This window comes from Xenorhabdus griffiniae (assembly GCF_015163655.1).
GTDB lineage: Bacteria > Pseudomonadota > Gammaproteobacteria > Enterobacterales > Enterobacteriaceae > Xenorhabdus > Xenorhabdus griffiniae.
In genome coordinates this window covers 20,687-33,354 of the sequence record NZ_JADEUF010000013.1, presented here as the reverse complement: position 1 = coordinate 33,354, position 12,668 = coordinate 20,687, and the positions used below count along the sequence as shown (strand labels likewise).

At 44.6% G+C, this 12,668-nt stretch carries 10 protein-coding genes; 1 reads left to right on the top strand and 9 read right to left on the bottom strand.

Features of this window, described 5'->3' with window-relative positions; all coding sequences use genetic code 11:
- The 7 genes from ubiE to metE form a co-directional block, all read right to left on the bottom strand.
- A complete protein-coding gene (ubiE, locus tag IQ211_RS03925; RefSeq protein WP_189759042.1) occupies positions 1–756 on the bottom strand; it encodes a bifunctional demethylmenaquinone methyltransferase/2-methoxy-6-polyprenyl-1,4-benzoquinol methylase UbiE in 756 nt (251 codons plus the stop codon).
- A 76-nt stretch (positions 757–832) separates the two neighbouring features.
- Positions 833–2,188: a DNA recombination protein RmuC gene (gene rmuC / locus IQ211_RS03920; protein ID WP_189759043.1), complete on the bottom strand. Its 1,356-nt coding sequence runs from the start codon at positions 2,186–2,188 to the stop codon at positions 833–835.
- A 160-nt stretch (positions 2,189–2,348) separates the two neighbouring features.
- Entirely contained in the window at positions 2,349–2,879 is a 531-nt protein-coding gene (locus IQ211_RS03915) for a DedA family protein (protein WP_189759044.1), read from the bottom strand.
- A 77-nt stretch (positions 2,880–2,956) separates the two neighbouring features.
- Positions 2,957–3,739: a tyrosine-protein phosphatase gene (locus tag IQ211_RS03910; RefSeq protein ID WP_189759045.1), complete on the bottom strand. Its 783-nt coding sequence runs from the start codon at positions 3,737–3,739 to the stop codon at positions 2,957–2,959.
- A gap of 146 nt (positions 3,740–3,885) precedes the next feature.
- Positions 3,886–4,641, bottom strand: a complete 756-nt coding sequence (gene udp, locus IQ211_RS03905; protein WP_189759046.1) for a uridine phosphorylase — start codon at positions 4,639–4,641, stop codon at positions 3,886–3,888.
- A 285-nt stretch (positions 4,642–4,926) separates the two neighbouring features.
- Entirely contained in the window at positions 4,927–6,312 is a 1,386-nt protein-coding gene (locus IQ211_RS03900; protein ID WP_189759070.1) for a GntP family permease, read from the bottom strand.
- Positions 6,313–6,758: 446 nt separating this feature from the next.
- Entirely contained in the window at positions 6,759–9,038 is a 2,280-nt protein-coding gene (metE, locus tag IQ211_RS03895; protein WP_189759047.1) for a 5-methyltetrahydropteroyltriglutamate--homocysteine S-methyltransferase, read from the bottom strand.
- Between the two features lie 108 nt (positions 9,039–9,146).
- Between metE and metR the strand changes: the two genes are divergently transcribed.
- Positions 9,147–10,103: an HTH-type transcriptional regulator MetR gene (gene metR, locus IQ211_RS03890; protein WP_189759048.1), complete on the top strand. Its 957-nt coding sequence runs from the start codon at positions 9,147–9,149 to the stop codon at positions 10,101–10,103.
- Here the strand turns inward: metR and IQ211_RS03885 are convergent.
- Positions 9,988–10,887 carry a carboxylate/amino acid/amine transporter gene (locus IQ211_RS03885; RefSeq protein WP_189759049.1) on the bottom strand — a complete coding sequence of 300 codons (900 nt, stop codon included), beginning with the start codon at positions 10,885–10,887 and terminating at the stop codon, positions 9,988–9,990. The two genes, metR and IQ211_RS03885, sit on opposite strands and share 116 nt — an antisense overlap.
- A gap of 21 nt (positions 10,888–10,908) precedes the next feature.
- A complete protein-coding gene (locus IQ211_RS03880) occupies positions 10,909–12,558 on the bottom strand; it encodes a Na+/H+ antiporter (RefSeq protein ID WP_189759050.1) in 1,650 nt (549 codons plus the stop codon).
- Between the last annotated feature and the right edge of the window lie 110 nt (positions 12,559–12,668).

Below are 12,668 nucleotides of genomic sequence, written 5' to 3'. Positions count from 1 at the left end.
TCAGAATTTGAACCCTTTGTGCAATGCAACAACGCCACCAGTCATATTGGTGTAGTAAACCTGGTCAAAGCCCGCTTCTTCCATCATGCCTTTCAAGGTTTCCTGATCAGGGTGCATACGGATGGATTCTGTCAAATAGCGGTAACTGTCCGCATCATTCACAACGACCTGACCGATTCGGGGCAGAACGTGGAATGAATAAACATCATAAATCTTACTTAACGGTGCCAGTACAGGTTTGGAAAACTCCAGCACCAACAAGCGGCCACCAGGCTTAAGTACCCGATACATGGAGCGTAGCGCTTTTTCTTTGTCCGTGACATTACGCAAGCCAAAAGAAATGGTAATACAGTCAAAATGGTTATCCGGGAAAGGCAGTTCTTCGGCATTGGCTTGAACATAACTGACGTTGCCTACGATACCGATATCGCGTAATTTTTCGCGGCCAACTTTCAACATTGAGTCGTTGATATCCGCCAAAACAACCTGCCCTTTTTCCCCCACAATTCGGGAGAATTTTGCGGTTAGATCGCCTGTCCCACCAGCAAGATCAAGCACCTTATGACCACGGCGGACACCACTTGACTCAATTGTGAAACGTTTCCAGATACGGTGAATGCCAAATGACATCAAGTCATTCATTAAGTCATATTTCGAGGCCACAGAGTGAAACACCTCTGCCACCATCTCTTTTTTTTGTTCTTTGGCTACAGTGCGGAAACCAAAATCAGTGGTTTCTTTTGATTGATCTGCCATATTATTTGTCCGCTTTTTATTCAAAAAAATTTATAGTCAGTGTATCAGCCTTTCCAACAAAACCCTATTCCAGACTTCACTCATTCACCTGCAACGATTGGAAAGATTTATCAATCAACTGTGAATCAATAGGACACTTCACATCCACGCCTAAATCACGAAATCCTTCGGCCTGACTAATTAAATTACCTCTGCCCTCAACAAGCTTTTTCATTGCGAAATGGTAACTCGTCTGTGCTTTGTTAAGACTTTGCCCTAATCCTTGCATATCATCCACAAACAATCGCATTTTGTCATACATTCTGGCGGCTTTATCAGCAATCAAACGGGCATTTTGACTTTGATATTCATAACGCCACAAGTTATTGATAGTACGAACGGCAACCAGCAAAGTTGATGGGCTAACCAGCATAATATTATGTTTCCATGCTTCATCAAGTAATTCTGGCGCCTGATTGAGTGCAACCAAATAAGCGGGTTCCACAGGAATAAACATCAAAACATAATCCAGTGATCGCAATCCGGGTAATTGTTGATAATCTTTTCGGCTCAGGCCGCGGATATGTCCTCTGATAGAGTTGATATGTTCCTGTAATGCTGGCGCCTGTTGTTCTTCACTATCACTGTTGAAATAACGTTCATAAGCGACCAGGGACATTTTGGCATCAATAATGACATCTTTTCCTTGTGGCAGATGCACGATCACATCAGGTTGAAAACGTTCATTGTTTTCAGCCTTAATATTGACCTGTGTATCGAATTCATATCCCTCACGCAAGCCAGAAGCTTCCAAAATTCGAGCCAATATCATTTCTCCCCAATTTCCCTGTATTTTATTGTCTCCTTTCAGGGCTTTTGTAAGATTAATAGCTTCTTTCGCCATCTGTGCATTAAGTTGCTGAAGATTGCGAATTTCATGAGTCAAGGTATGGCGCTCACGAGCTTCTAGCCCAAAACTGTCTTGTACCTGACGGCGAAATCCCTCAAGTTGTTCACGAAATGGCATCAGAAGATGATTGAGATTTTGGCGATGATATTCATCGGTCCGGAGTCGATTCTGTTCAAAGATACGATTGGCAAGATTTTCAAATTGGGTACTTAATCGCTGCTCACTGCTGAGCAATAAACGCTGCTTTTCCTCCGCAGCTAGTCTGGTTTCTTCAAGCCGGGTGCTCAATTCGCGCAACTCAGCTTCCTGCACACTGCTAATTTCGCGTTGCGCCAGTAACTCTTGGTTTAATTGATCGCATTCAGTACGCCAATAGTGGGTTTGCTCCAGTTTTTCATGGCTGACAGCCAGTTGGCTATATAATTCACGCAACTCCTGCTCTTTTTGCTGGAGCCTCTGCTGGACAGAAAGCCAGACGAAGATCCCTCCGCCCAGCAATCCACCCAAGCTACCGATCAGCATGTATAACCACTGGATATCCACCTATACACCCTCACTAACTCTATTATTTTTTATTGGCACGATTACCGATAAATTTCAGACAACTTTTGTGAGTCATTAGCCTCAATGTAAGTTAAATAGAGGCTGTATAGATGTCCAGAGTATTCAATGGCTTTCTTTCAGTTTGCAAAGTAGCTCGCAATTATCCCATCCACTCTGCCAACCAACGCAAGCCAAATGCCCCTGGTGCTAAAATACCGAATGCCCAAATCGATGCAGAAGCTAGGTTAGCAAGCTGAAAATGGCGTTTTGGCATAGCACAGATTCCGGCTACCAGCGGTACAACGGCTCTCAAGGGACCAAAAAAACGCCCAATGAAAACACCCCATACGCCCCATCGTTCAAAAAAACGATGTCCGCGAACCAACGTTTGAGGATGGCGAGAAAGCGGCCACATCTTGCCAACATCTTCTTTGTAATGGCAACCAAACCAGTAAGAAACCCAATCACCAAAGAAAGCACCGGCGGCTGCGGCTATCCATATTGGCCAGAAAGTTAACCCACTTTCACCAATTAACGCTCCTAACCCCAACAAAATGATCGTTGCTGGTAACAATAGGGAAATAAATGCCAACGATTCACCAAATGCCAATAGGAAAATGATGGGAATTGCCCAAACCTCATGGGCTTTTACGAAGTTTATGACCGATTCGATAATTTCATGCAGGCTCACATTAATCTTTCCTGTATTATCAGTGGGAGGTTATAAGGTCAGTCCTGGACAATCTGCCCAATGCTAACCTGATATTTTCATTCAAGAAAATAAGCTTGTAGTTTTTCACGCGCAGCGATATTGAGTCCAATATCTTTTTCCAGCCAAATATCTATGCTGCCATAATGCTGGTTGATGCTATCCAGTGCGGTCAGTAAAAACTCTTCCCGCACTGAATAAACATAGGCAAATTTTTCGACTACACTTTCGCTCATAATTTTTGCGTGTTCATTCAATAAATAGTCGCGGTATGGAGCCAGCGTGACATTGGTCAACAAATAATCTTCCATCACCGTATCCAGATCAGCACCCAATGCGAATAAAACCAGTGCCGAACCCACTCCTGTCCTGTCTTTACCAACCGCGCAATGTTGCACAATGCCGCCTTTCTCTGGTTGCAGCAATAATGTCGCTAACGTCTTATACGCTGGATTATTAATGGGTAACAATTCATATAAGCGAGACATAAATGTTTTCGCGTCGAATTGCTCCAGTATTTTCATGTCTAACTTATCCAGATTAGCATCCACTTCTTTGGAAAGAGGATTGGCAGGAGCATGGTGATAATGCGCCCCATTCCATACTCGATCTGGTTTATCCATAATTTCGCTGCTATCACGATAATCAATGATCTGCAAAAGGTTTTGATCCACTAAAAAAGCCTGATCGTTTTCTGTCAGCCTGTCTAATGAGCCGGAACGAAATAACACGCCTGGTTTTATCCTGACGCCGTTGCTTAGTGTCTTATTACCTAAATCACGAAAATTAATGCCGCCATTCAAAGGAAGTAGTGAAGGATGGGATAGAAATGTTGTGGTCATAGTCACTCTTGTTAGATTAAAAATAGTTAATAGAACACACTATCTATTAGTACAAAGTGCTATGACATTAGCAAATTTTGCAATGAAAGGAAGAGAATATCGCACAAACGATAGGGCCAGAATCATCTGACCCTTGATGAAAGGCATTACAGCAGACGACGAGCTGCCTCCACAACTATCCCCAGCGCATTGCTTTCTGTTTTCTTCAGCAGCTCAACATCTGGGATTTCCTGTTGGGTACGGTTAACAATCACGCCAGCAACCATACCGGCACGCAGTCCCTGACTGGCACACATGGTCAGCAATGTTGCTGATTCCATCTCAAAATTCATTACGCCCATTTCTTGCCATTCTTTCATCGAACCCTGGAAACGACGAACGACACGGCCAGAATAAGTGTCGTAACGTTCCTGGCCGGGATAGAAGGTATCGGAAGATGCCGTAATACCAACATGGGTAGCAGAACCAGAGGCTTTTGCTGCTTCATACAGGGCATTCGTACACTCAAAATCAGCAACCGCAGGGAACTCCATTGGGGCAAAATGCAGGCTGGCGCCGTCCAAACGAACCGCCGCAGTCGTCACCAATACATCCCCTACATTAATATGTGGCTGAATTGCCCCCGTTGTTCCGATACGCAGGAAAGTACGTACTCCCAACTGTGCCAGTTCCTCTACAGCAATCGACGTTGAGGGGCCTCCAATGCCTGTAGAGCAGACAACCACAGCTTTTCCGTTAACTTCTGCACGCCAGGTTGTAAATTCACGGTGGGAAGCCAAATGTATTGGGTTATCCATCAGTCGCGCAATTTTCTCAACACGGTTAGGATCGCCGGGTACAATCGCCAGAGTTGCGCCTTGCAGGTCGCTTTTGGTGATACCTAAGTGAAACACATCAGACATATCAGACTCCTCAACGGACAAAAATATGAATACCTACACCAATCTCACTTCAAGATGCGTGTGATCTCTCCCCGCTTCGCGGGGAGAGATCAGATTTCATATTGTGTTGTAAATTGCAACTTGAAGTTTAATGCGTATAAATTTAGTCAATACTCTGACATTTTTTAGTGATTGAAATCATCTTTAATTGAGACAAGAAAGAAACACATACATGAATTTGTGATAAAAATCACATTTAAAAGGTAGCGCCCGTTACAGAGCACTATCACTATTCACATAAGCCATTCACATGACGAGATTAAGAAGCAGTACACCACACAATCCAATCCCCCATGCAATTGTGGTAGGAATCGACCAAACGATAATCTGCTGCCTTGCACTTTTAATCCCCATCATCCGGTTAACTACCCAGAAAAAACAGTCATTGAAGTAACTGAAAAACAGTGTGCCCATCATCGCAGCTTGAGCCGCCACCAACAGATTAACATCCGGTATCTGTTTGATAACTGGTGCAGAAATAGACGCCGCAGTTATCATTGCCACTGTGCCAGAGCCTTGAATTATGCGTATCAGTGTCGCAATGATAAATGGGATCAAAACAGGTGTTATGGGCAGGCTGGCAATATAGTGCGCCAATATCGTCCCTGTTGCGCCTTCGTTCAACACTGCACCTAATGCCCCTCCCGCTCCTGACACCAATAAAATAATGCCAACAGTTTTTAACCCTGTTTCCAGATGTTCAATTACTTCATGCTTACTGACGTTTGGCATTAAGGTATAAACCGCCAGTAATACACTGATTGCTAGCGCGATAATGGGGGAGCCTAGAAAATCAAAAATCTGAAAATAGAAAGCATTCTCCTTACCGGCAAACTCATCAGTTTTCAGTATCATTCCATTAATTACGCCAATAAAAATCAGAATAATTGGCACGACGATGGGTAAAAGAGAAAGAAATAGGCTTGGAAGTGATTTTTGCTCTTTCTCTTCCAGATAACGCTGATGAACTAGTGATAAGTTTTCTGTTCTTTCTTCTGTATCACCAAGTTGATATTCAGGATATTTAGTCTCCAGCCACTTTGCATAACAGGTAATACCAATAACACAGGGTACCGCCAGTATCATACCTGTCAGCATCATTTTGCCGATACTCACCCCAAATATTCCGGCGACACCAAGCGGCCCTGGCGTTGGCGGAACGATATGGTGAGTGACCACTAACCCTCCTGCCAAAGCAACCCCAAGGGACAATACATTGCGCTTACCTTTCTTCGCCAATGCCTTCACCAGGGGATAGAGGATCACAAAAGCTGAATTTACAAATATGGGGATACTGACAATATAACCGGTAATCGCCAAAGCCCACTCTTCGCGCCTTTTACCTAACCATTTAATCAGGCTATAAGCGATCTGCTCTGTTGCTCCCGATACTTCCAATATTCGCCCCATCATGCATCCCAATCCAATCACAATACCGATGTTGCCTAATGTCGAACCAAATCCTTTAGCGATCACTTCAACGACATTATTCATAGTCAAACCGCCTGATATTCCAGCGATTATCGCTGCAATTAGCATAGCAATCAGGACATGAACACGAGTCCGCAAAACCAGAAAAACCAGCGTAAATACCGCCACTCCCAACCCAATAATTGGAATATAAAACTCCATCACAAAACCTCATCAAAAATGGACAAACTGGAACATGCCATATTTGTTATGCTTTTCGCTATCAGAAATCGATATGGGTAGTTGAAAAACTCAGTGATAAGGAATGAAAATCGCAATTGAAAAAGGAGATTGTTTGAAAATAGTCTGACAATTACCTGAGTAAACTGGAATTATGCATTGAATAATTCCAAATCGGAAGAATTGCATGACAAAGTGATAGGGATGTTTATTGAGCGCATCTAACTATCCAATACATGACCAACTTTTCTACCCGCCATATTGCACTAACTGTAGCGGGCAGTTTTATCACTTATTAAGTTTAAATTAAACAAATAAACCCTTACGCATTAAACTTTAAGTTGCAATTTACAGCATGATATAAAACCTGATTTCTCCCCACTTCGCAGGGAGAAATCACACGCATCTTGAAGTTAGATTGGTATAAGTTAACTATTTAATGAGGAGCGCAAGCGTTTTGCCGCTTCAACCATGTTTGCCAACGCTTGTCTGGTTTCTGTCCAACCACGAGTTTTCAATCCGCAGTCTGGGTTCACCCACAAACGCTCGACTGGAATACGATCAGCCGCTTTGCGTAACAATGCCTCAATCCATTCAACGCTGGGGACGTTTGGTGAGTGAATGTCATACACACCAGGCCCTATCTCATTCGGATAAGAGAAATCTTCGAATGAATCCAGCAATTCCATATCCGAGCGCGAGGTTTCAATGGTGATCACATCCGCATCCAGCGCTGCAATCGACGGCATGATGTCATTGAACTCGCAATAACACATATGAGTGTGGATTTGGGTATCATCTTTCGCAATGGCTGCGCTCAGTTTGAAAGCATCCACCGCCCACTCCAGATATTCCTGCCACTCTTCTCTGCGCAGTGGCAAACCTTCACGCAATGCAGGTTCATCAATCTGGATAATGCCAATGCCTGCCTTCTGCAAATCATCAACTTCATCACGCAAAGCCAGTGCGATCTGTTTAGCAATGGTTTCACGACTAATATCTTCCCTTGGGAATGACCAGCAGAGAATGGTCACAGGCCCGGTCAACATGCCTTTGACTGGCTTATCAGTCAAGGATTGCGCATAGGTCGCCCAGTTTACTGTTATCGCCTCTGGACGGCTAATATCGCCAATGATGACCGGTGGTTTCACGCAACGGGAGCCATAACTCTGTACCCAACCATTTTGGGTAAAGACATAACCGTCAAAGTGTTCGCCGAAATATTCCACCATGTCGTTACGTTCAGCTTCACCGTGTACCAAGACATCCAACCCCAAACGCTCCTGCTCTTGGATCGCCTGTTTAATATGTTCATTGATATTGGTTCGATAGTGCGTACTATCCACCCGACCTTTTTTGAAATCGAGACGTAGGCTACGAATTTCCGTCGTTTGTGGGAATGAACCTATGGTTGTTGTTGGCCACAGCGGTAAATTGTAACGTTGACGCTGGAGCTTAGCACGTTCAGGATATACCTGCTGACGTTCACTGTCCTGTGGCTTAATTGCTGCAATACGCCCAGCGACCGCGGGATTATTCACTCTTGTGGAACTGCGACGGGCGCGAATGGGAGCACTATAGGCATCCAGCTCGGCTTGTTTATTGCCTTCTGGCACATTCAATGCTTGCGACAACAAAGAAAGTTCCGCACATTTTTGTAATGCAAAGGCAAACCAGCTTTTCACTTCTTCATCCAACCCAGTTTCATCATTCAGGTCAATAGGGCTATGCAGCAGTGAACAGGAAGTGCCAATCCACACATTTCTCTTACCAACCCATGGTGCAACAAGCTGATATTTCTCACTCAAATCGGCTCGCCAAACATTACGGCCGTTAATCACTCCCAATGAAAGCAACCAATCTTTCGGCAGAGATTTATCCAAATTCTCAAGTGAATCCCTTCCCGCAACCAAATCAACATGCAACCCCTGCACTGGCAACGATTTGATTGTCTCCAGATTGTGCCCGACGCTATCGAAATAGGTCGTCAGCAACAATTTCACCTGCCCCTCAAGTGCTTGATAAGCCGTTGAGAATGCTGCCAGCCACGTTTCTGGTAATTCCAGTACCAGAGCCGGTTCATCAATCTGTACCCATTCAATGCCACGTTTTGCCAGTTCTGCCAGTACTTGCTGGTATACCGGCAGGATATCTTTTAATAGAGACAGGCGATCAAAAACTTTGCCTTTTACCTTACCAAGCCATAAATAGGTCACCGGTCCCAAAAGTACAGGTTTTACGTTGTGCCCCAGTGCCAGAGCTTCATCAACTTCGTCCAACAACTGAGTCCAACCCAGCTTAAATGCCTGCCCTTCCTGAAATTCAGGCACAATATAATGATAATTTGTATTAAACCATTTAGTCATTTCCGAAGCAGCCGCAGGTGTACCAGTTGGTGCCCGGCCGCGGGCAATACGGAACAGTGTATCCAGATCAATATTGCCATCTTCATTTTGATGACGTGGCGGAACATTGCCCAATAACAGGCTTGTGGTCAATACTTGGTCATACCAGGCAAAATCACCAACGGGGACTAAATCAACGCCCGCTTCTTTTTGTTGTTGCCAGTGACGTGCACGTAATTCACGACCTATCTCCAGCAATTCCTGTTGAGAAATTTTGCCCGCCCAATAGTTCTCTTGCGCCTTTTTTAGTTCTCTTTTCAATCCGATACGTGGAAAACCTAATGTATGATTCAAAACCGTCATGTCGTCACCCGTAATTTTTTAGCCGTCTAGATGTTTACACTTCTATAATCAACAGGTAATGTATAAACCACAAGCGCAAATTATTCATTATCATCTTGAAGGTTTTTCATGATCGAACTAAAACACTTAAAAACACTACAAGCACTGAACCATTGTGGCTCACTCGCAGCGGCGGCAAATTATTTGCATCAAACGCAATCTGCGCTCTCTCATCAGTTCAGTGAATTAGAACATCGGCTGGGATTTAAGTTATTCATTCGGAAAAGCCAACCCCTGAAGTTAACGCCTCAAGGAGAAGTGTTATTAAAATTAGCAGAGCAAGTTTTACCCTTGGTGACAGCTTCCTTACGTCAATGTCATGAACCACAAGAAACAAACTTACGCATTGCTATTGAATGCCATAGCTGTATTCAATGGCTGACACCCGCACTGAAGCGTTTTCGTGAAAGCTGGCCGCAGGTTAATGTGGACTTTAAATCTGGTGTGACATTTGATCCTCAACCTGCTCTGCAAAAACGTGAGCTGGATATTGTCCTGACATCTGACATTATTGCAGACAGTAACCTGCACTATACGCCGCTGTTTGATTATGAAGTGAAGCTGGTGATCGCACCAGATCATCCACTGGCAAATACACGCGATATTCGCCCACAAGATCTCGCTGCTGAAACTTTGCTGATTTATCCGGTCCAGCGCCAACGGCTTGATATCTGGCGACGCTTTCTCCAACCCGCGGAAATTACGCCGACATTAAAAACAGTTGACAATACGCTATTGCTGATTCAGATGGTTGCCGCCCGATTGGGTATTGCCGCGTTACCACACTGGGCCGTGGAAACATTCGAACGACAAGGGTTAGTTGTAACCCAAACGTTAGGAGAGGGATTATGGAGCAGATTGTACGCTGCCAGCCGAGAAGGGGAGCAGCGCCAACCCGCTATCGATACTTTTATTCGTTCTGCGCGCCAGCACGCGGTGGACAATTTGCCGTTGGTGAAACGGGTCTCAGTATCCAACGGTGATGCACCCAAAGTGACGCAACAATCAGGCTGCCTCCAATGGTAAAGCTCAGCCAGTTAGGATGCTGCTGCCAAATTGCAAAATTGACCAATAACCCCGCCGGAACCAACATATTATTCATAATTGCCAGTGTTCCGGCATCCACTTGGGTGGCACCATAGTTCCACATAAAGTAGCCAATCCCCGATGCCCCAACACCCAGCCAAACCAAAACACCCCACTGAAGCTGAGTTGTGGGCAATTTTTGCGGATCACCAAACATTAGCCAGCCGATGATGGCGACGGCACAAGCGCCCAGATAGAACCATGAAAATGCCACTCGTTGTGGAATGGGATGGATCTCCATTAAGCGCTTATAACCGACCTGACCGATCGCAAAGAAAATATTTGCCAGTTGCACTAACAATAAGCCAATCCAGAAAGATTCACTCAATCGGTCATAACGAATAATCGCTGCACCAGCCACTGCCAATAAAGAACTCAAGGCATAACCCCAGCGCAATCGCTGACGCCCCATCAGATCATAAATTAATGTGACATAAAGTGGCGTCATAATGGTAAACAGCAAAAATTCTGCCACAGTCAGATAATGATAGGCATGAAAAACAAACAAATACATCACACCAAGCTGACAGGCACCAACAGCCATATACAGTGAAATAACTTTCAGTGATAACCCACGCCAGCGCAAAAATGGTAAAAATACCATTGCTGCCAACATTACCCTGACAAGAACCGAAAACCAGCTATCAACCTGACCAGCGAGATAAGCGCCAATCAGGCTAAATGAGGCGGCCCACAAAAATGTTGTGATCGTTAACAGCCACATAATTTATTGGTCTTTCACCTTTTATTGATCTTTCTCCACTAAAAGCGCTTCTAACAAATCAAGATCATGTAGCAACGTTTGTAGTGTTTCATTACTAATCTTACGGGTTGCACGCAGGTGATATAACTCCCCGCGTTCAGCCCTCAATGCCGTCAAGCGGAAACGGCGTTCCAAATCTTCAACCATCAGATTATGCTCGATTTCATCCGTTCCCGCGGTACGACGCCGCAAATAACCGGTCACGCGAGACGCAACCTCACTAATGACTTCTGCATCCAATTTTTCTTCAGTACTGGCTGACAGACGCTCTTCCATCTTATTCATACTGACAATAGCAACTTCAGCCATTGCCGATTTTGCCATTCTGATTTCAGTGAGATCTGCCTGCTTATCGCCAACTTTCATGCCACGTAGCAGCAAAGGTAAACCGATAACCCCGACAAAGAGGGAGAACAGAATCACGCCCGCAGCAATGAAAATCAACTGATAACGTGCCGGAAATGGGTCACCATCCGGCAGGAACAGTGGTACAGACAAAGCACCTGCCAGCGTAATTGCCCCACGGACACCCGCAAATGAAGCCAACCACAACTCACGTGTCGTATAGGAAGCAAACTGAAGCGGTCTTTTCTTTATCAGCACCTTGCTGATATTTTTCATCAGCCATAACCAACTGAATCGCAGTAATACCAGCGCAACGTAAATGATGCCAACGGCAGCGAACAGCATCCAGGTTTCAACATTTGGATCAAGCTCAGCCTGATCTACCGATGTTTCCCAAATGCCCGGCAATTGCAGCCCTAGCATGATAAACACCAGGCCATTGAAGACAAAGGCCAGCATTCCCCATACATTATCGGCACGCAGACGCATATCCAGCGGTGCGTTACGGATCACTCCTGCTTTACTGATAGTCATACCTGCGGAAACCGCAGCCAAAATCCCTGATACACCGATATGCTCAGCAATCATATAGGAAGCGAACGGTAACAACATCATAAACATGATTTGAGTTGCAGGATCATCCCCGCTCCAACGACTCATTAAGCGCAATGATTTGCTGTATAACCATGTGATGGCGATGCCCGACAACAAACCACCAATCGCAACCTTGAAAAACTCCACCGTTGCGCCAGTGACAGTAAATACCATCGTGCCCATGGCAATCGCCACCGCAAATTTCAGAGCCACCAGACCGGAAGCATCATTCATTAATGCTTCCCCTTCCAGCACGCTCATCATATTTTTAGGAATACGTCCTTTTCCAACAATTGATGACAACGCCACCGCATCTGTTGGGGACAATACCGCCGCCAGTGCAAAGGCAGCGATAAGAGGGATACTTGGCAATAACCAATAGATCAAATAACCAATGCCAATAACCGTCACCAGTACCAATACTAAAACTAAAATGACGATTTCACGCCCATGCTGGAAAAACTCTCTGGTTGGTGTTTTCCAACCATCAACAAATAACAAAGGAGGGATAAGTAATACGAGGAAGAGTTCAGGATCGAAAGTAACGTGTAAACCAAAATGAGGCCAGGCCAGCAACGCTCCCATTGCTATTTGCACTATCGGCAAGGGGATACGGAACGGAATCATTTTAGTAAGAACACCAGAAACTGACACCACCAAAATCAAGATCAAGATAGTAAAGAATATTTCCATGTTACCCTTACAAATTGCCAAAAATCCGTCAGTGGAAAGATTGTGACTGTTTTTCACTGTTAATAATAGCGCTAATAACCATAAATATTGCAGTTATTAAAGAAAATCAA